Origin of the sequence: Giesbergeria sinuosa (assembly GCF_042652905.1) — a bacterium.
GTDB lineage: Bacteria > Pseudomonadota > Gammaproteobacteria > Burkholderiales > Burkholderiaceae_C > Simplicispira > Simplicispira sinuosa.
Genome location: NZ_JBHSHJ010000006.1, coordinates 171,913 through 191,302 on the forward strand (window position 1 = coordinate 171,913; position 19,390 = coordinate 191,302).

General features: G+C 57.5%; 13 protein-coding genes. 10 read left to right on the plus strand and 3 right to left on the minus strand.

From position 1 onward, the window contains the following. Positions 1-23 precede the first annotated feature (23 nt). The 3 genes from ACFO6X_RS09730 to ACFO6X_RS09740 all read right to left on the minus strand — a co-directional run bounded on the left by ACFO6X_RS09730 (position 24) and on the right by ACFO6X_RS09740 (position 2,417). The gene (locus tag ACFO6X_RS09730; RefSeq protein ID WP_382432461.1) at positions 24-1,127 is read right to left on the minus strand and encodes a peptidylprolyl isomerase; all 1,104 of its coding nucleotides are present in this window, start codon (positions 1,125-1,127) and stop codon (positions 24-26) included. A 61-nt stretch (positions 1,128-1,188) separates the two neighbouring features. After that, entirely contained in the window at positions 1,189-1,725 is a 537-nt protein-coding gene (locus tag ACFO6X_RS09735) for a FlgO family outer membrane protein (protein ID WP_382432463.1), read from the minus strand. After that, positions 1,722-2,417, minus strand: coding sequence for a hypothetical protein (locus ACFO6X_RS09740; protein WP_382432465.1), 696 nt, complete (start codon positions 2,415-2,417; stop codon positions 1,722-1,724). The genes ACFO6X_RS09735 and ACFO6X_RS09740 overlap by 4 nt, the downstream gene beginning before the upstream one ends. 141 nt (positions 2,418-2,558) lie before the next feature. Here ACFO6X_RS09740 and ACFO6X_RS09745 point away from each other — a divergent pair, with 141 nt between their 5' ends. The 10 genes from ACFO6X_RS09745 (at position 2,559) to ACFO6X_RS09790 (ending at position 19,381) form a co-directional block, all read left to right on the plus strand. Continuing rightward, positions 2,559-3,743, plus strand: coding sequence for an AI-2E family transporter (locus ACFO6X_RS09745; RefSeq protein WP_382432510.1), 1,185 nt, complete (start codon positions 2,559-2,561; stop codon positions 3,741-3,743). Between the two features lie 66 nt (positions 3,744-3,809). Beyond that, positions 3,810-4,664 carry an AAA family ATPase gene (locus tag ACFO6X_RS09750; protein ID WP_382432467.1) on the plus strand — a complete coding sequence of 285 codons (855 nt, stop codon included), beginning with the start codon at positions 3,810-3,812 and terminating at the stop codon, positions 4,662-4,664. 26 nt (positions 4,665-4,690) lie between these two features. Further along, complete coding sequence (locus ACFO6X_RS09755; protein WP_382432469.1) at positions 4,691-5,323, plus strand: GNAT family N-acetyltransferase; 633 nt, start codon at positions 4,691-4,693, stop codon at positions 5,321-5,323. Positions 5,324-5,450: 127 nt separating this feature from the next. Further along, complete coding sequence (locus ACFO6X_RS09760) at positions 5,451-7,016, plus strand: class I SAM-dependent DNA methyltransferase (protein WP_382432471.1); 1,566 nt, start codon at positions 5,451-5,453, stop codon at positions 7,014-7,016. Next, positions 7,013-8,308, plus strand: coding sequence for a restriction endonuclease subunit S (locus ACFO6X_RS09765; protein ID WP_382432473.1), 1,296 nt, complete (start codon positions 7,013-7,015; stop codon positions 8,306-8,308). The genes ACFO6X_RS09760 and ACFO6X_RS09765 overlap by 4 nt, the downstream gene beginning before the upstream one ends. Further along, positions 8,305-9,054, plus strand: a complete 750-nt coding sequence (locus ACFO6X_RS09770; protein WP_382432475.1) for an abortive infection family protein — start codon at positions 8,305-8,307, stop codon at positions 9,052-9,054. The genes ACFO6X_RS09765 and ACFO6X_RS09770 overlap by 4 nt, the downstream gene beginning before the upstream one ends. Next, the gene (locus ACFO6X_RS09775) at positions 9,054-12,242 is read left to right on the plus strand and encodes a type I restriction endonuclease subunit R (RefSeq protein WP_382432477.1); all 3,189 of its coding nucleotides are present in this window, start codon (positions 9,054-9,056) and stop codon (positions 12,240-12,242) included. Before ACFO6X_RS09770 ends, ACFO6X_RS09775 begins: the two co-directional genes overlap by 1 nt. Before the next feature lie 79 nt (positions 12,243-12,321). Continuing rightward, complete coding sequence (locus tag ACFO6X_RS09780; protein WP_382432479.1) at positions 12,322-13,509, plus strand: vWA domain-containing protein; 1,188 nt, start codon at positions 12,322-12,324, stop codon at positions 13,507-13,509. Positions 13,510-13,537: 28 nt separating this feature from the next. Next, positions 13,538-15,427 (plus strand): autotransporter assembly complex protein TamA, encoded by a 1,890-nt coding sequence (locus ACFO6X_RS09785; RefSeq protein ID WP_382432481.1) that lies wholly within the window; start codon positions 13,538-13,540, stop codon positions 15,425-15,427. Positions 15,428-15,433: 6 nt separating this feature from the next. Further along, a complete protein-coding gene (locus ACFO6X_RS09790) occupies positions 15,434-19,381 on the plus strand; it encodes a translocation/assembly module TamB domain-containing protein (protein WP_382432483.1) in 3,948 nt (1,315 codons plus the stop codon). Positions 19,382-19,390 lie beyond the last annotated feature (9 nt).

Genomic DNA, 19,390 nt, shown 5'->3' on the forward strand with positions numbered 1-19,390 from the left:
TTTTGCATGGGATGCCGGTTGGTTTAAAGGTAGGCCAGACCAATATGGGCCAACCCTACGAGGTTGACCGTGCTGGCATTGAGATCGGTGTTGGCTGCCAAAGCCAACATCTGTGCTTGGGTGACTTCGCCGTTGTCCAGCATGGTGGTAAAGGTTGCTTGTGCGGTGGCATCGGGTGCGCTGCCGACCACATTTTTGTACACCGCCTTGACAAAATCGCTGTGGCTGACGTTGTTAAACACACCGGTATTGACCACAACCTGCGCTACCTCTTGGAGGCTCAGACCTTGGTCAAACAAGTCCAGCCCCACTCCAACCACGGTAGGGGTGAGGGCGTTGAGCCCGGCGGCAGCGTTGATCAACAGTGCCGTTTTGCCTGCATTGCCATTGAGGTCGTAGGCATACTGTCCATCGGCAAAGTGCAGCCGACCTGCATCGGTGACAGTCTCGCTGCTGTGCAGGCCGTCAATTTGGGTCACTGTCAGTGTTTTGTTGGTGTTGAGTTTGACACCATAGTCGAGCCGGTTGCCGCTGTAGTTGGCTATGGCCACGCCATAGGCATTGCTGCCAAGGGTGTGGCTGGTGGGGGTCAGGGTGGCGGCTGGGGTGTAGCGATCAGCACCGTAGATAGACAGCAGGTAGGGGTACGGAAAGTTTTGGTAGCTGGCACCGTTGAGGGTGAAGTTGGCCGTTTGTGTGTTTTCGATGGCGTCGATCACGTCCATGCCATCAATGACTTTGCCAAACACGGCGTAGCCAGGTTTGTCGGCGCTTTGGTAGTTCAGCCCAGCGTTGTCTACTGTGTTGATAAAAAATTGCGATGTGGCCGAGTCTGGTGCCAAGGTGCGGGCCATAGCGATGGTGCCCCGGTCGTTTTCGAGGCCATTGTTGGACTCCAGTGCAATGGGCTCGCGTGTGGTCTTGAATTGCAGTGAGCGATTCATGCCACCACCTTGCACCACGAATTGGTCAATGACCCGATGAAACAGCGTGCCATCGTAAAAGTTGGCATCAACGTAGGCCAAGAAATTAGCCACCGTGGCGGGTGCTTCGGTGGGGTACAGCTCGATGGTGAAGGGGCCGTAGCTGGTGTTGATCAAAACCTGTGGAGGGGTGGAAGTGGTCATGGCATGGGCACAAAAGTCAAAAAACGGCGCAGTCTAATCGACACCGCCAGCGATGGCCTTGCTACGAGCGGGCGTGCAACAACATGCGCACGTTGTCGTCCATCGGCAGGGTGTAGTCGGCAGCAGCCATGACCAGATTACCCACTGGATGCACCAGCTTGAGACTGACATAGACTGAACGCAGCGAGGCGGCATAGGTGCCTATCAGTACTGCTTGGGCATCATGGCGCTGGCTGACTTCGTGCAGTTCACGCGAGAGCAGCAACTCCCCTTGGTTGGGTTCTATGACCAGGTTGTCGCGCAGTCGGGGCTCTACCACCAGCACACCGCGCTGCACCAGTTGCCCGGCCAACTGTTCAGAGAGGGTGCGGCCCAGGCGTGAGGATTCAGCGAGCCGGTCTATGCTGACCAAGGTGCCCACCAAAATAGGGCGGGTGGGGTCGAGGTTGATCCTTTGCAACAGGGTGTCGATGGCTTTGGCGTTGGTTTCTACCAGATCAGCGCGCACGGGGGCTGCATCGCCATAGTAGTAACGGGCGCAGCCAGGCAGGGCTGCGGCGGTGGCAAGCAGGGCCAGGGCGGCGGTACGGCGCTTCATGGGGCTACCACCCGCCAAGTTTTGATGGGGGTAGGGGCCGGTGGTGGCGCAGGCGGCGCATACAGGAAGGCATCGTCGGGGTCGAGGTAGTAGATGTCGGCGGTGCGGGTCAGGTAACGTTGGCCGCTCTCTAGTGAAGTGCTGATGAGCACTTCGGTGCGTGTGGGCCATGGCCCCATGTTTTGGTGGTGTGGGGCAGTGGGGGCTGGCAGGTGGCTGCCGCCGGTGCCTTCACCGATCTCGGGGCCAGTGCGCCCCGGCGCGGGGGGCTGCCAATTGCGCAGCACAGAGACGCCCGGTGACAGGGGGGTGGCAGAACCTGCCAACAAGCTGCCTATGGGGGCACCGTGGGCTACCAGTTGGGCATCTACATGCAGCACCACACTGGTGGGTTCGGTGGATACGGTGATGTCTTTGTCCAACAGGCGTGTGAGCAGCAGTTTGTGAAAGCTGGTGCTGAATTCGGAGGACTGGCTGGTTTTGATCGACAGCGGATATTCGCCAGGGGGCCATTCGCTGATTTTGTAGGCGATGCGTTCGGCCACGTCATTGGCGAGCACATCCCAATGGTGGATAGCCATTGCTTTTTTCTGACCACTGGGCGCATGCCGCTCCAGATGGGGTAAATCGGCCACGGTGCCGCAGCCGACCAGCGCAGCAGCAGCCAGCAGCGGCAAAAGAAGATGGTGCATGGTGCGCCGGATGGAGTGGGACTGGGCTTGCATAAGTTGTGATGGTAGCGGGCCATTCTGGGGGCTAATCGGAGAATCAGCCGTTGATTCGCCATGTTCTTTGGCGCTGCGTGTAGCAGCGCCCTGCACTCTCGCAGCACAATGGCCCCCATGACTGCGCCCGCCTCCCCTTCTGTTGAACCTTTGCCCTCACCATCTGCTGCCGTGGTGGCAGCGACACCGGCGACTGCACCGCCACCGTTTGATTTGGCGCGGCTGGCTTTGGTATGGCTGGCTTTTTTGTCCACAGTGGCTATGCTGCATTGGGCCAGTGCAGTGTGCATTCCGATTGTGCTCAGTTTGCTGCTGACCTGTGCTTTGCAACCAGCTGTTCAGTATTTATGGCAACGCTGGCGTGTGCCGCGTGCGCTCAGTGCGGCTGCTTTGTTGCTGGCGCTGGTGGCCGGGCTGGCGGGCACCAGTTGGTCTTTGAGCGATGGTGCCTCGCAATTGGTGGATGCCTTGCCGGTGGCCACCAAGAAGGTGCGCGATCAGTTGCGGGCCTACAGCCGAGCGGGCAGTACCAGCACCTTGGCCACAGTGCAAAAAGCTGCCACCCAGATTGAACAGGCGACTCAAGACAACGGGGTGCCTGCTACACGCCGGGGGGTGCAAAGGGTCGTGGTCGAGCGGCCACCGTTCAATGTGCGCGACTATGTATGGCCGGGGACGCTGGGGTTGGTGTCGGGGCTGGCGCAGTTGGCAGCGGTGGTTTTTTTGAGCTTTTTTTTGCTGGCCTCGGGGGATTTGCTGCGGCGCAAATTGCTGTGCATTGTGGGGCCGCAAGTGCAGACGCATCAGATCACCTTGGATATGGCCGACGAGATCAATACCCAGGTGCGCCGCTATTTGCTGGTGCAGTTGTGGACAAGTGCTTTGGTCGGGGTGGCTACGGGGCTGGCTTATTGGGCGCTGGGCTTGCAGCAGGCCGCGGTGTGGGGCGTGGCGGCAGCGGTGCTCAATTTGGTGCCCTATGTGGGCTCTTTGGTGGTAACGGGCGGCTCGGCCTTGGTGGCTTTTCTGCAATTTGGCACACCCAACATGGCGCTGGCGGTGGGTGGGGCTTCTTTGTTCATTCACACCCTGGTGGGCAATTTGCTAACCCCTTGGCTGACCAGTCGCACTAGCAGCCTCAATCCTGTGGCCGTGTTTGCGGGCGTGATGGCATGGGGTTGGCTGTGGGGTGTATGGGGCTTATTGTTGGGGATTCCGATTTTGATTGCTGTTAAGGCTGTGTGTGACCGGGTGGCGGCCTTGCGCCCCGTGGGGGAGTTGTTGGGTAATTGACGTGTGCGGCAAGTCGGACGTTTTCAGCGCACAATCGTTGTTTCACGTTTTTGCTGCCATTTACCCATGAAATTCCAAGGCTCCTCGAACTATGTGGCTACCCAAGACCTGATGCTGGCCGTGAATGCGGCTATCAAGCTGCAGCGCCCGCTGTTGGTCAAAGGGGAGCCGGGCACCGGCAAGACCATGCTGGCTGAGGAGGTGTCGCAGGCACTGAACATGCCTTTGCTGCAATGGCACATCAAATCGACCACCAAGGCGCAGCAGGGTTTGTATGAATACGATGCCGTGAGTCGCCTGCGTGATTCGCAATTGGGCGATGCCGACAGCAGCGAGCGTGTCCAAGACATCCGCAACTACATTGTCAAGGGCGTGCTGTGGCAGGCGTTTATGGCTGAGCAGCCAGTGGCGTTGCTGATTGACGAGATCGACAAGGCGGATATTGAATTTCCCAACGACTTGCTGCGCGAACTCGACCGCATGGAGTTTTACTGCTACGAGACGCGCGAGATGATCCGTGCCAAACACCGGCCTTTGGTGTTTATCACTTCCAACAACGAAAAAGAATTGCCTGACGCCTTTTTGCGCCGCTGCTTTTTCCACTACATCAAGTTTCCAGAAGCGGAAACCATGCGCCGCATCGTGGATGTGCATTTTCCGACGCTCAAGAGCGAATTGCTGGCGGCGGCCATGAAGACGTTTTATGACGTGCGTGGCCTGCCCGGCCTGAAAAAGAAGCCATCGACCAGTGAGTTGATCGACTGGCTCAAACTGCTGGTGGCTGAAGATATTCCGTTGGAAGTGCTGCAAAGCGCCGATAACAAGGTCTCGGTACCCCCACTGGTGGGGGCTTTGCTCAAGAATGAGCAAGACGTGAGTTTGTTTGAAAAGCTGGTCTACATGAACCAGCGCAACCGCTGATAGTCTCTGGGGCAGGAGTGTCTAGCATGGCTTTTGTCGAACCTGTGACCTTGCAACAGGGGGGCGTGCGCTTGGAGCCTCTCACGTTAGCCCATGAGGCGGGCCTGCGGCAAGCGGCTGCTGATGGCGATTTGTGGAACCTGCGCGTCACCTCAGTGCCTGCGCCCGATGCCACCAGAGCCTACATTGAGACCGCGTTGGCCGCACACGAGCAGGGGCACCGTTTTGCCTTTGCCGTGATCGACACCACCACGGGCCGGGTGCTGGGTAGCACCAGCTACCACGACATTGTGCCCGCCGTGCGCCGGGTAGAGATTGGCTACACCTGGTATGCGCAAAGTGTGCAGCGCAGCCATGTGAATACCACGGCCAAGCTGCTGTTGTTGGCCCATGCTTTTGATACTTTGGGCTGCCCAGTAGTGGGTTGGCGCACCGACAACCTCAACTTGGCATCGCAACGGGCCATTGAGCGCCTAGGGGCCACAAAAGACGGTGTGATACGCCGCCAGGCGCTGCGCCGCGATGGCACGATTCGCGATACGGTGATGTACAGCATGACGGCGGAGGAGTGGCCGCAGGTGCGGGAACGTTTGGTGGAGAAACTGCGGCAATATGCTGCTACAGCGCCCACATTGAGTGGGGCCGAATTCATCGACTAACTACCCGTGGTGGCGGATTGGCCTGATGCTGGTAACGGATAACGCGTGAGAATTTGTACGGGTGCCGGGCTTGCCATTGGAAAACTGGCTGAAATGTGAACAAAGAAATGCAACCTGAATAAGAAATATGGCAAAAAACGACACCAACACCAGCAGCGATCATCTAGGCTTTGAAGCTGAACTTTTCAAAACCGCCGACAAACTGCGCGGCAATATGGAGCCATCGGACTACAAGCACGTCGCGCTTGGGTTGATTTTCCTAAAGTACATCTCAGATGCCTTCGAAGCCAAACACAAAGCTTTATTAGCTGAAGACGCACAGGCGGCTGAAGACAAAGACGAATACCTAGCAGACAACGTGTTTTGGGTGCCCAAAGAGGCCCGTTGGTCACATCTACAAGCGAACGCTAAACTTTCTATCATTGGCACCTTGATTGATGATGCCATGCGCGCCATTGAGAAGGACAACGAGTCACTCAAAGGCGTACTTGCTAAAGACTACGCTCGCCCCGCCCTGAATAAAGTGATGCTGGGTGAGCTGATTGACCTGATCTCTGGTATTGCGCTGCATGAAGAAGGCGACCGTTCCAAAGACATCCTCGGGCGCGTGTACGAGTATTTTTTGGGCCAGTTTGCCGGAGCAGAGGGCAAGCGCGGCGGCGAGTTCTACACCCCACGTTCTGTGGTGCGTGTGTTGGTAGAAATGCTCGAACCATACTCAGGCCGGGTGTACGACCCGTGCTGCGGTTCGGGCGGGATGTTTGTGCAATCGGAAAAGTTTGTGCAAGAGCACGGCGGACGCGTTGGCGATATTGCCATTTACGGGCAGGAGTCGAATTACACGACTTGGCGGCTGGCCAAGATGAACTTGGCCGTGCGCGGTATCGACTCGGATATCCGCTGGAACAACGAGGGGAGCTTCCACAAAGACGAATTGCGCGACCTCAAGGCCGACTTTATCCTCGCTAATCCGCCGTTTAACATTTCCGACTGGGGTGGCGACCGGCTGCGCGAAGATGTGCGCTGGAGGTTTGGCGTACCGCCCGTAGGCAATGCCAATTATGCGTGGTTGCAGCACATCTACCACCACTTGACCCCCAATGGCACGGCGGGGGTGGTGCTGGCTAACGGCTCGATGAGTTCCAACCAGTCCGGTGAGGGAGACATTCGCAAAGCCATGATTGAGGCCGACGTAGTCGATTGCATGGTGGCGCTGCCGGGGCAGCTTTTTTATTCCACACAGATTCCTGCTTGCCTGTGGTTTCTGGCCCGCAACAAGAACCCCGGCAGGGGACTGCGTGACCGGCGCGGGCAGGTGCTGTTGATCGATGCCCGCAAGCTGGGCGTTCTGATTGATCGCACCCGGCGCGAACTGACCGATGAGGAAATTCAGAAAATTGCCGACACCTACCATGCTTGGCGTGGGGAAGAAAATGCGGGGGAATATGCTGATGTGGCGGGTTTCTGTAAATCTGCTCCACTGGACGAAATTCGCAAGCATGGCCATGTATTGACACCGGGGCGCTATGTCGGGACTGAAGACCTCGTTAAGGACGATGAATCCTTCGAAGAACGGATGACTCGACTCACGACCAAACTAGGGGAACAGCTTGTGGAGTCAGCAGGCCTTCAAACCACGATGCGAGAGCAACTAAAGCTCCTTGGTTTCCCAATCGTGGAGCTTGAGCAATGAAGTTGTCCGATTTGGTCGATTTCAATCCAAAGCGTCCGCTCGGAAAGGGGGCTATTACTTCCTTCATTGAGATGGCAGATTTAGCCGAGGGAGAGCGAGACGTTTCAGCAATTGGCAACCGGATTTTTAACGGTGGCGGCAGTAAATTCAAGAACGGTGACACACTGTTCGCTCGGATTACTCCATGCCTCGAAAATGGAAAAACTGCAAAGGTAAGCGGTCTGCCCAGCAACGCCGTTGGTCATGGATCAACCGAATTTATCGTCATGGCTGCCAAAGACCCAAGTGTTGATGAAGATTTTGTCTATTACGTTGCAAGGCACCCCGAATTTCGAGCCTACGCCAAAGGGCGAATGGAAGGCACGTCCGGGCGACAAAGAGTTTCGTGGCAAGCCATTGCAAACTACGAAATTCCGGACTTTTCTAGCATTGAGCGGAAGAGGATTGGAAGTGTTTTGTCGTCGATTGATAACTGTGTTACCACTAACCGCCGAAGTAACGAAACGCTGGAGGAGATGGCTCGTACCCTGTTCAAAGCGTGGTTTGTGGACTTTGCCCCAGTGCGTGCCAAGATGGATGGTCGCTGGCAGCGCGGCCAATCGCTGCCCGGCCTACCTGCACACCTTTATGATATTTTTCCTGATCGGCTGGTGGAGTCGGAGTTGGGGGAGATTCCGGAGGGGTGGGAAAGTGTGCCAGCGAGCAGACTCATAAGTTTCAACCCTACTGAATCTCTGCGGAAGGGGATGGAAGCGCCCTATATCGAAATGGCTTCGCTATCGACTTCCGGATGCTGGCCTAAACCACCGGTAGCCCGGCCATTTGGTAGCGGGATGCGCTTTCGCAACGGCGACACGCTGCTGGCCCGTATCACGCCATGCTTGGAAAATGGCAAGACGGCGTTTGTGCAATGCTTGCCAGAAAAATCTGTGGGTTGGGGTTCTACCGAGTACATAGTGATGCGTACCAAGCCTCCGCTACCTTCTGAGTTTGGATATTTGCTTGCGCGAGATGATGCCTTTCGGGAACAGGCCATCCGGAGCATGACGGGCACGTCAGGCCGCCAGCGTGTTCAGGCCGACTCGGTGGCTGCATTCAAGTTAGCTTCACCGTCGAGTGATGAAGTGTGGAATAGTTTCTCTCGCACTGTTGCACCGCAGTTCAGAAGCATTAAAGCCAATGCTGAAGCGATTGGAAGCCTCGCTCAACTCCGAGACACCCTGCTACCCAAGCTCATTTCCGGTGAATTGCGCGTGCCGGATGCCGAGCGTATTGTCGGAGTGGCGGTATGACTATGGATTGGTGCCCCGGCATCCGCGAGGCCTGCGCACATTGGCGTGACGCACCGATGCTTCAACATACATTCGAGGCATTGCAAACAAGCCTCGATAGTGACAGCGATGCTGCCATTGATGCCGCCAAGGGACTGGTGGAGTGTGTTTGCCGGGTTGTGATCGACCAACTCGACGACCCGACGAAACCGCTAAAACCACGGGATGATGCCTCGATCAATGACTGGGTATCCGCAGCGACACGGGCGCTCAAACTGGGTGATATCCGGCATAGGAAATTTTCTGACCTCATCAAGCACCACAATGGCTTGGCCGATTCACTCCGTGTGCTGCGAAATGATGCTGGGCCGCTAAGCCACGGAAAAGATGGATTTATCCAGACCCTGACTGTTTATCACCGCCGCGCAGCTATTTTGGCAGCCGATGCCATCGTGGCCTTTTTGCACCATGCCTATTTGGAAGCACAGCTTAATCCGATGAACTCACGCGAGCCTTGGGAGTGGTTTGCGGCGGATAACGCATTGATCGACACCCATGTGGGCCTAGCGGTAGATGCCGAGGATAGCGACTCATCCACCCCTACCTTGCGTTTCCTGCTGCCAGACGGTGACGATCTGTCCATCAAGATCGAAGTCAGCCGTTTGCTTTACCAACTGGATCGTGGTGCCTATGTCGAAGCGTTGAACGCTGCACGCGGAGCACAAGTTCTCGTCGATCAATCCATAGAAGAACAAGGAGAAGCGTAATGGCGTTTCTGTCCGAGGCCGCCGTAGAGCAAGCACTACTGGATCAGTTACGTGTGCTCGGTTACTGCATCGAACGTGAGGAAGACATCGGCCCCGATGGACACCGGCCTGAGCGCGAGAGCCACGATGAGGTTGTGTTCAAAAAACGATTCGAGGCTGCCGTGGCCCGCCTCAATCCTAGCCTGCCATTAGAGGCCAGACAGGATGCAGTTCGCAAAGTAATGCAGTCTGAGCTGCCTTCACTGCTCGAAGAAAATCGCCGCCTGCACAAACTGATGACCGAAGGCGTGGACGTGGAGTATTACGCCGACGATGGCACGCTGGCTGCCAGTAAAGTCACACTGATTGATTTTGAGCAGCCAGAACAAAACGACTGGCTGGCTGTAGGTCAATTTGTGGTTATTGCAGGGAAAGTGAACCGACGGCCTGACGTGGTGGTGTTCGTCAACGGTCTGCCCCTTGCTGTTATCGAGTTAAAAGCGCCGGGCAGCGGTAATGCCACGTTGCTTGGAGCTTTTAACCAGCTGCAAACGTACAAGCAACAGATTCCGGCTTTGTTCCATACCAATGCTTTGTTGGTGACATCGGATGGAATCACCGCCCGCGTTGGCTCCCTTTCGGCTGATCTGGAGCGGTTCATGCCTTGGCGTACCACCGATGGCCAGGACGTTGTACCAAAAGGTACGCCCGAACTCTCCACCTTGATAGCGGGCGTGTTAGAGCACCGCCGCCTGCTCGATGTATTGCGCCATTTCACGGTTTTTGGCGAAACTGGATCGGGGTTGGCCAAGATTATTGCAGGCTATCACCAGTTTCACGCGGTCAATCGGGCTGTGGCATCTACTATTCGCGCCGCGCAGCCATCGCACGGCGTTGCTGAAGAACCGGCAGGGTATGGCTTGCCATCCGTCACATTGCAGCGCGAAGGAGACCGGCGTGCTGGGGTGATTTGGCACACCCAAGGTTCTGGCAAAAGCCTATTGATGGCTTTCTACGCGGGTCAGTTGGTTAAACACCCAGCAATGGCCAATCCAACGCTGCTGGTGCTAACCGACCGCAACGACTTGGACGATCAGCTTTTCTCGACCTTTTCCATGTGCCGCGACCTGATTCGGCAAACGCCAGTGCAGGCCGAGAGCCGAGAGCATTTACAAACTTTGCTTCATCGTGCCTCCGGTGGTGTCATCTTCACTACCCTGCAAAAGTTTGGTGAGATACAGGAAGCCCTCACCAGCCGTTCCAATGTGGTGGTGATTGCAGATGAAGCGCACCGCAGTCAATACGGCTTCAAGGCGAAGGTCGATGCCAAAACGGGCGCAATTTCTTACGGCTTTGCCAAATACCTGCGCGATGCTTTGCCGAACGCATCGTTTATCGGATTTACTGGCACGCCCATCGAGGCCGACGACGTTAACACACCAGCGGTGTTTGGCAACTACATTGATGTTTATGACATCAGCCGCGCTGTAGAAGATGGCGCAACCGTGCCCATTTACTACGAATCGCGCCTTGCACGTATTGAGCTTGACGAAGACGAAAAGCCCAAAATCGATGCCGAAGTGAATGAACTCACGGAGGATGATCCGGAAGTCGAGCAAGAGCGATTCAAAAAGAAGTGGTCAACGGTGGAGGCCTTGGTAGGCAGCGACAAGCGCCTTGCTTTGGTGGCTAAGGACATAGTGGCCCACTTTGAAGATCGTGTAGCGGCCCTAGATGGCAAAGCGATGGTGGTGTGCATGAGCCGCCGGATTTGCGTCAAGCTGTACGATGAGATTGTCAAATTGCGGCCTGATTGGCACAGTGCCGATGACAATGCGGGGGCGCTCAAGATTGTGATGACGGGGGCAGCTAGCGATCCGCCAGAGTGGCAACCCCACATTGGCAATAAAGCGCGGCGGGATTTGCTAGCCAAGCGTGCCCGTGACCCGAAAGACACACTCAAGTTGGTGATCGTGCGGGATATGTGGCTTACCGGTTTTGATGCGCCCTGTATGCACACGATGTACATAGACAAGCCCATGCAAGGACACGGCCTGATGCAAGCCATCGCCCGTGTAAACCGGGTGTTCCGCGACAAGCCTGCTGGGCTGATTGTGGACTACATTGGCATTGCGCAAAACCTCAAGTCGGCTCTAGGGCAGTATTCTAAGAACGACCAAGAAAACACCGGGGTTGACGAAGCGCAGGCCATCGCCGTGATGATGGAGAAGTACGAGGTGGTGCGGGATATGTACCACGGCTTCGACTATGTTTGCGCACTGACCGGAACGCCTCACGAGCGCCTAGTGATGATGGCGGGGGCTATCGAGTGGATTTTGAGTCTGCAACAGAAGCTGGCCGAGAAGGAAAGTACACCAGAAGGCAAGAAAAATGCCCATCGTCGATACCAAGATGCGGTGCTGGCGTTGTCCAAAGCGTTCGCCTTGGCATCTGCTTCCGATGAAGCTAAAAAAATCCGTGAGGAGGTTGGTTTCTTCCAAGCAATTCGTGCTGCACTGGTCAAAAGTGCTACCGGGTCAGGTGTCACGGCACAAGAACGCGAGCTGGCTATCCAGCAAATTGTGAGCCGCGCAGTAGTGTCCACCGAAATCATTGACATCCTGACCGCCGCTGGAATTAAAAGCCCGGATATCTCCATCCTATCCGACGAGTTTTTGGCTGAAGTTCAGCAGATGGAACGAAAGAACCTTGCGTTGGAAGCCTTGCGCAAGCTCATCAACGATGGCATCCGCTCACGCAGTAAGGCCAATGTGGTGCAGACCAAGGCTTTCTCGGAACGTCTGGAAGACGCTGTGGCGCGTTACCACGCCAACGCCATCACCACCGCCGAGGTACTGCAAGAGCTGATCGAACTGGCCAAAGACATCCGTTCTGCCCACCAACGGGGCGAAGAATCCGGACTGTCCGATGAAGAAATTGCTTTCTACGATGCGCTGGCTGAGAACGAAAGTGCTGTGCAGATGATGGGGGATGACAATCTTCGCTTGATTGCACACGAGTTGTTAGTCAGCTTGCGAGAAAACATCTCTGTGGATTGGGCGCATCGTGAATCAGCTAGAGCCCGAATGCGGGTGCTGGTAAAACGAATTTTGCGCAAGTATGGTTTTCCGCCAGATTTGCAGGATTCCGCAGTACAAACTGTATTGCAACAAGCAGAAGCTCTTTCGTCTAGTTGGAGTCAACATTGAAGCCTGAGCGGCGAAATTTACATAGCAGTGGTTCCTGTGTGAACACCCTTGGCTCAAAAAACCTGACGATGACATTCCGATGCTGATTGATTTCTTTTACACCCTGCGCGCCGCCAAACTCCCGGTATCGGTCAAAGAGCTGCTGGCCCTGCTCGAAGCCTTGCAGGCGGGCATTGTTGGCCCGAATTCTGAAGATGCTTGGAGCATTGATGATTTTTACCATCTGGCCCGCCTGACGCTGGTCAAGGACGAAAAGCACTTCGACAAGTTTGACCGCGCCTTTGCCGCCTATTTCAAGGGCGTGGAGTTGTTGGCCGATTTCAGCAAAGAAATCCCGGCCGATTGGCTACGCAAAGTGTTAGAGCGCGAACTCACGCCCGAGCAAAAGGCGGCCATCCAAAAGATGGACTGGGACGAGCTGATGGAGACGCTCAAAAAGCGCCTCGAAGAGCAAAAAGAACGCCACGAGGGCGGCAGCAAATGGATAGGCACGGGCGGCACCAGCCCGTTTGGTCACGGTGGTTACAACCCGCAGGGCATTCGCATTGGTGGTGCAGGCAAAAACAAAAGCGCCATCAAGGTTTGGGAGCAGCGTGCTTACCGCGACTACGATGACACCCAGGAGCTGGGCACGCGCAATATCAAAGTGGCTTTGCGCCGCCTGCGCAAGTTTGCCCGCCAAGGCCACGAACTGGAGTTAGACCTGCCCGACACCATCCGCAGCACCGCAGCCAATGCGGGCTGGCTGGACATCAAAATGGTGCCTGAGCGCCACAACAACGTCAAAGTGCTGCTGCTGATGGATGTGGGCGGCACGATGGATGATCATATCCAGCGGGTAGAAGAGCTGTTTTCTGCCGTGAAAACCGAGTTCAAGCATTTGGAGTTTTACTACTTCCACAACTGTGTCTACGATTTTGTCTGGAAGAACAACCGCCGCCGGTTTGCCGAAAAGTTTCCTACCTGGGACATCATTCGCAAGTACAACAAAGATTACAAACTGATCTTTGTGGGTGATGCCACCATGAGCCCTTATGAGATTTTGCAACCCGGTGGCAGTGTCGAATACACCAATGAAGAACCTGGGGCCGAATGGTTGCAACGCCTGACCCACGCCTTCCCGCATTTTGCGTGGATCAACCCAGAGCCACAGGGGGTATGGCAATACCGCCAAAGCATTGCGATAGTTCAGCAGTTGATGGGGGATCGCATGTTTCCGTTGTCTTTGCAGGGGCTAGAGCAGGCCATGCGCTTGTTGTCCAAGTAAATATAGTGCCAAGGTGATTGCCAGAACCATGTGGGGGCTGTTGCGAGGCTTGGCCCCAGTGGGCCGTTGGGTGCTGCTAGGCGTTGTGTTGTGTGCCGTGGCGGGTTGCAGCGGGCTGCCTGTGCGCAACCAAGAGCAGCACAACCAAGATGCACCCTCGCAGTCCTCGGCGGTGTCGGAGGTTGAGGCGTTTACCTTACAGGTGCGCAGCCCCAATGAAGAGGTGGCTGCTTATCTGGAAAAGCATCTGGAGTTACAGCGGTTTCGCACCCTGCCTGAATTGCAGGAGCGTGAGTGGTTGCGTTTGTTGGCCGCTGTTCCGGAGGATGCCCGCGAATTATTGGCTACGCTGGGCTATTTTGCCCCCACCATCGCAGTGGAGCGCACCTTGGCTCCCCATGCTGACGCACAGGCATTGCCACAGATCACTTTGACAGTAGAGCCTGGAGCAGCCACACAGATTGCGCAGGTACAAATTGACTTTGTTGGGGCCGTTGCTCAGGCCGAGCCTGCCAGCCCGCAAATAGCCCAGATACGCCAGTCTTGGAATCTGGCACCGGGTCAGCTTTTTACCCAAGCTGCTTGGGATGGGGCCAAAGCGTTGGGTTTGCGCAGTTTGCAGGCCCGACACTATCCGGCCGCTCGCATCGCGCACAGCCATGCACTGATCGATGCTGACCAGCACCGGGCCGATTTGTCGGTGCGCTATGACTCTGGCCCAGCCTATCGTTTTGGCACGCTGCAACTGCACGGACAACAGCGTTATGACCCCGAAGGTGCCCGCCGCATTGCCCGTTTGCCTATGGGGGCATCTTACGATCAGGCCCAATTGCTGGAAGCCCAGCAGCGGCTGGCCAGCAGTGGCTATTACGACACGGTGTTTTTGCGTCTGGATACCGATACGGCCACCCCCGAAGCCGCCCCAGTGGTGGCCCAGGTGCGTGAAGCACAGTTGCAGAAATGGGTGTTTGGTCTGGGGGTCTCTACCGATAGTGGTGCCCGCCTGCGCATTGACCACACCCACAATCGTCTGCCCGGGTTGGGTTGGCGTGCAGTGAGTAAGCTCTCGTTGGACCAACAAACCAAATTGCTGGCAACGCAATGGATGGATTTGCCCAATGAGCAGGGTTGGCGCTGGTTTGGTGGGGGGCAGGTGCAGCGTGAAGTCACAGGTAGTTACCAGGTGAACAGTGCCCGTTTGCAGGCAGGCCAGCGCCGTGATAGCGAACGCATCGACCGCAGTAATTACCTGCAATACGACTATGCCCATGCCCAAGGTACTGCTGCCCCACCCTCCAGTACCGCCTTGAGTGCAAACCATAGCTGGACGGGCCGCTACTTTGACAGCACCACTGCACCTGCTGCTGGATATGGTCTGGCTTGGGAGTTGGGGGTGGGCATGACGCTGCATCCGCAACGCGACCCTTTTGTGCGCCTGTTGGGGCGTTGGCTCGCGTTTGTGCCTTCGCAGGCAGTGACATTGCCCAGCGGTCGCAGCCGCCAGAGCCGTTGGGCCTTGCGTGCGGAGGGTGGGGCGGTACTGGCCCGCGAGGGTGCTTCATTGCCAGTGACACAATTGTTTCTGACAGGCGGCGACACCACCGTACGTGGTTATGGCTACCACCAGATTGGCGCCCGTACCGTGCTCCACCAACTGTATGGGGGCCGTTATTTGGCTGTGACCAGTGTGGAGTGGCAGCGCCCTATAGTGCTGAATGGGCAGTTCAGCGATTGGGAAAGTACCTTGTTTGCCGATGCGGGTGCAGTGGGCGATACCCCGCGTGCCATGCGTCTGCGTACCAGTGTGGGGGCAGGCGTGCGCTGGCGCAGCCCGGTGGGGCCATTGCAGGCCGATGTGGCTTATGGTGTGCAAGATCAGAGCGTGCGTTTGCATTTGCGCCTAGGGTTCAGTTTTTAGCCTGCAATGACCGATTCTTCCCCCGTGTCCGCTTCTGCTGCCGAGGTGGCCCTTCCCGTACCAGAGACACCCCCACCCACCAAGGGGCGTGGCTGGCGCTGGCTGGCTGGTGGACTGCTGGCATGGTGCATGGTAGTGTTCTCAGTAGGGTGGACAACATGGGTTTGGATGGGGACGGATACGGCTTTGTCCACAACGCTGGAGTGGGCCAGCCGTTGGTTGCCCGCAGGCCAACAACTGGAGTTGCGTGGTGTGCGTGGTTCTCTGCGCAAGGGTGGGCAGGTGGATTGGTTGCGCTGGCAGGGGCCGTCTTTGGCCGTGGAGGTGCGTGGTGTGGAGCTGCGTTGGCACTTGGCCTCCTTGTGGCAACGGCATGTGCAGGTCGATCAACTGCATGTTGCCGATGTACACATCACAGCGACCCCCGAAACAGATAAACCCCCGCCAGAGCCATTGCAAGCATTGCTGCTGCCCGTCACGGTGACATTGCCGTTTCAGATAGACCAGATCGTTTGGGCGGGTCACACCCGATTGGAGGCTGGCGCTTTAAGGGGACGCTACGTTTACGACGGCAGTGCCCACCAACTAGACATTGAACGCCTTGCCTTGGCGCAGGGCCAGTACAGCGCCCAGGCCCGTGTGCAGGCACAGGCTCCTATGGCCTTGAGGGCAGATGTGCAAGGGCAGGTAAAAAACCCGTTGCCTCAAACGGCCCAGCCCCTGACTGTAGCGGCCCAAGCCCATGTAGAGGGCACCTTAGCGACTGCAGCGGCTCGGTTGTCGTTGCAGGCCAGTTTGCGCCCTGTGGTGCCGGATGGGGCTACCACCACAGGCATGGGTGCGGAGGTGGCGGTGCAATTGGCACCGTGGGCCATCCAGCCCTTGCAGCAGTTACAGGCGGATGTGCAGTCGCTCAATCTGGCGGCGCTCTGGCCCCAGGCACCACAAACTGCTTTGCGTGGGCAGGTGCAGGTACTGCCCGTCAGCCCAGGGTGGACGATGGCAGTCCAGCTTCACAATGATGCGGCTGGCCCTTGGGATCGGCAGCGGCTACCTCTGAGCCAATTGGATGCGCAGGCCCACTACGACGGCAGCCAATGGCATTTGCCACAGGTGCTGGCGCAGGTGGGTACAGGTCGGGTGCAGGCACAAGGCCGTTATACCCCTAGCAGCCACATGGTACAGGGGAGTGTGCAGATGCAAAATCTCAACCCAGCCACTCTGCATGGGCAGTTGGACGCAGTGCCTTTGAATGGCTGGCTACGCGCCCAGAGTCAGGATGGTGTGGCAGTAGATTTCAGTGCCGATGTGCGTGCGGTGCCTGTGGTGTCTGCACGCAAGATGGTGAGGCTGCCGATTCAGCACATCCAAGCACAGGGGCGCTGGAAGGCTCCCACATTGGCGTTGCAGCGTTTGCAGGTAGATGCTTTGCAAGCGCGGTTGGAAGCGGATGGTTTGAGCCTCCTGTGGGGGCCAGCGCCTGTGGTGCGTGGCACCTTGGCGTTGACTGTGCCCGGCGCTCGGTTGCATGCCAGCGGGCTGCTGGGGGCGGCTCAGGGCAAGGGTGCCCTGGAAGCAGATGTGGCAGCAGCGGACCGATTGCTGCAATGGGTACAAGCCTTGCCCGGTGGTGCCACACTCTTGTCCCAGCAGCGGGTGCAGGGGCAGGCAAAGCTGGCACTCCACTGGCAAGGTGGTTGGGATGGTCTGTTGCACCGGCCAGTATCTCCTGCCCAAGCCACTCCTTTGCGTTGGGAGGCCACGCTGGCGGTGCCCACACTGCTGCTGGCACCACCTAGCAGCACCACAGAGAGATCCGCCCCTCGGCTGGAGTTGAGTGCTATACAGGCGCAGGCATCTGGCACAGCCTACAAGGCTACGCTGCGCTTGGATGCACAGGCTGGATGGGCACCGTACCGCGCCACCTTGCATAGCAGCATCCATGCGGAGCGTGGGGGTGGTGCTACCCCCAGTCCTTGGAAAGCCCAACTGGCTGCTTTGCAGTTGCAATTACAGCACCAAGACCAGTCTGGTGGCTGGCGCCTGAAACTCGATCAGGCACTGGAGGCGGTTTGGCATCCGTCCATCTCTCGGTCTGTGGCGGCTGTGTTGGATGTGGCAGCTGGTCAGGCCAGCATCACGGGGCCATTGCCTGGCACAGTGTCATTGCAATGGCAGCCACTGCAATGGCGTTGGGCAGAGTCGGGGGGGATGCAGTTGCAAACCCGTGGTCATTTGGCCGGTTTGCCTTTGGCTTGGGTAGATGCACTGGCCCCTGCCAAGGCGCCGATGCTGGCTGCGGCAGGCTTGGGCAGCCAATTGATGCTGGAGGCCGACTGGGATATTCAAACCCATCCCACCTTGCGCGCTCAATTGCAATTGCAACGCACACAAGGCGATTTGCATCTGCTGCATGATCAAGCTGCTGCCACGGCTGCTGGCTTGCGTGCAGCACGGCTCCGGCTGGAGGCGGTAGACGACAACCTGCGCGCCCAACTCGTGTGGGACAGTGCCCAAGCTGGTCAGGTACAGGTACAGGCCAGCACCCGGTTGCGGCAGCAGGATTCTGGCTGGGTCTGGCCTGAAGACGCCCCCGTGGCGGCCCATGTGCAGGCCCGGTTGCCCGATATGGGTGTTTGGTCAGTGTTGGCGCCTCCCGGTTGGCGCATCCACGGCACCTTAGATGCAGATGCCACCTTGTCGGGCAGCCGTCAAGCGCCCCGATGGCAGGGCCGAATCGATGCCGATCAACTGGCGCTGCGCTCACTGGTGGATGGTGTGGATTTGCAAGAAGGCCGTTTGCGCACCGTGCTGCGAGGTGATCGACTCGACATTACGGAGTGGTACTGGCGCGGAGGCAAGGGCAGTCAGGCCCGTATTGCGGGCTACAGCGGCAACCTGACCTCTGCACCGCGTGATCGGGGCAGTTTGCAAGGCAGCGGCAGTATTCGTTGGCACGATGCTGGCATTCACCTTGATTTGCAGGCCCAAGCACAAGCATTGCAGGTGTTGGTACGTGCTGACCGGCAGGCCAGCGTCTCTGGCACGGTGCGGGCGCAGTTGCAGCAGGGCCAGTTGGTGCTATGGGGCCAGTTGCAGGTAGACCGGGCCGCCATTTTGTTGCCCGATGCGTCGGCCCCCCGCTTGGGTGAAGATGTGGAGGTGCGCTCTACACACAGACGGCCCCAGATGACGGCCCGCCCTGCACCGTCTACTACTGTTCAGGCCCAAACTCCTAAGCCTATCGATATGGCAGTGACTGTGGATTTGGGACGTGATTTTGCACTGCAAGGCTATGGCCTGACCACCCGTTTGCGCGGGCAATTGGAACTGCGCAGCAGCCCAGTGCAGGGGATGCCTCCAAGGGTCACCGGTGAGGTGCAGACTGAACAGGGGCGCTACCGTGCTTGGGGGCAGATGCTTGATATAGAAACCGGCTTGTTACGCTTTAGTGGAGCACACGACAATCCGGCACTGGACATCTTGGCTATCCGTCCCAATATCAATGTGCGGGCTGGGGTGCAAGTCAGCGGGGTGGCGCAGGCACCTCGGGTGCGTTTGTATGCCGATCCCGAACTGACCGATGCCGAAAAACTGGCTTGGGTGGTGACGGGCCGCAGCAGTGCAGCCGGTGGTGCAGAAGCTGCTTTGCTACAGCAGGCTGCGTTGGCCTTGTTGGGAAAACAAGGGGTTGGCACAGGTGGGGTGGCCCGCAAATTGGGTTTGGATGAGATTGGATTCAAGGCACCTGATACGGGCAACGGAGCCAGTGCGGCAGCGATCACTTTAGGCAAGCGGCTGTCTAGCAAACTGTATGTGACCTATGAGCATGGCCTGTCGGGGGCCGTAGGCATGATTTCGGTTTTTTATGATCTGTCGCGCCGTCTGACTTTGCGGGGTCAGACAGGCACGCAAAGTGCGCTCGACATTATCTACACTGTGCGCCACGACTGATGGCAGTCT

Excerpts from the sequence above, each read along its gene's own strand:
- ACFO6X_RS09730 (WP_382432461.1), bottom strand. The coding sequence starts at position 1,127 with ATGACCACTTCCACCCCTCCACAGGTTTTGATCAACACCAGCTACGGC.
- ACFO6X_RS09735 (WP_382432463.1), bottom strand. The coding sequence starts at position 1,725 with ATGAAGCGCCGTACCGCCGCCCTGGCCCTGCTTGCCACCGCCGCAGCC.
- ACFO6X_RS09740 (WP_382432465.1), bottom strand. The coding sequence starts at position 2,417 with ATGCACCATCTTCTTTTGCCGCTGCTGGCTGCTGCTGCGCTGGTCGGC.
- ACFO6X_RS09745 (WP_382432510.1), top strand. The coding sequence starts at position 2,559 with ATGGCCCCCATGACTGCGCCCGCCTCCCCTTCTGTTGAACCTTTGCCC.
- ACFO6X_RS09750 (WP_382432467.1), top strand. The coding sequence starts at position 3,810 with ATGAAATTCCAAGGCTCCTCGAACTATGTGGCTACCCAAGACCTGATG.
- ACFO6X_RS09755 (WP_382432469.1), top strand. The coding sequence starts at position 4,691 with ATGGCTTTTGTCGAACCTGTGACCTTGCAACAGGGGGGCGTGCGCTTG.
- ACFO6X_RS09760 (WP_382432471.1), top strand. The coding sequence starts at position 5,451 with ATGGCAAAAAACGACACCAACACCAGCAGCGATCATCTAGGCTTTGAA.
- ACFO6X_RS09765 (WP_382432473.1), top strand. The coding sequence starts at position 7,013 with ATGAAGTTGTCCGATTTGGTCGATTTCAATCCAAAGCGTCCGCTCGGA.
- ACFO6X_RS09770 (WP_382432475.1), top strand. The coding sequence starts at position 8,305 with ATGACTATGGATTGGTGCCCCGGCATCCGCGAGGCCTGCGCACATTGG.
- ACFO6X_RS09775 (WP_382432477.1), top strand. The coding sequence starts at position 9,054 with ATGGCGTTTCTGTCCGAGGCCGCCGTAGAGCAAGCACTACTGGATCAG.
- ACFO6X_RS09780 (WP_382432479.1), top strand. The coding sequence starts at position 12,322 with ATGCTGATTGATTTCTTTTACACCCTGCGCGCCGCCAAACTCCCGGTA.
- ACFO6X_RS09785 (WP_382432481.1), top strand. The coding sequence starts at position 13,538 with ATGTGGGGGCTGTTGCGAGGCTTGGCCCCAGTGGGCCGTTGGGTGCTG.
- ACFO6X_RS09790 (WP_382432483.1), top strand. The coding sequence starts at position 15,434 with ATGACCGATTCTTCCCCCGTGTCCGCTTCTGCTGCCGAGGTGGCCCTT.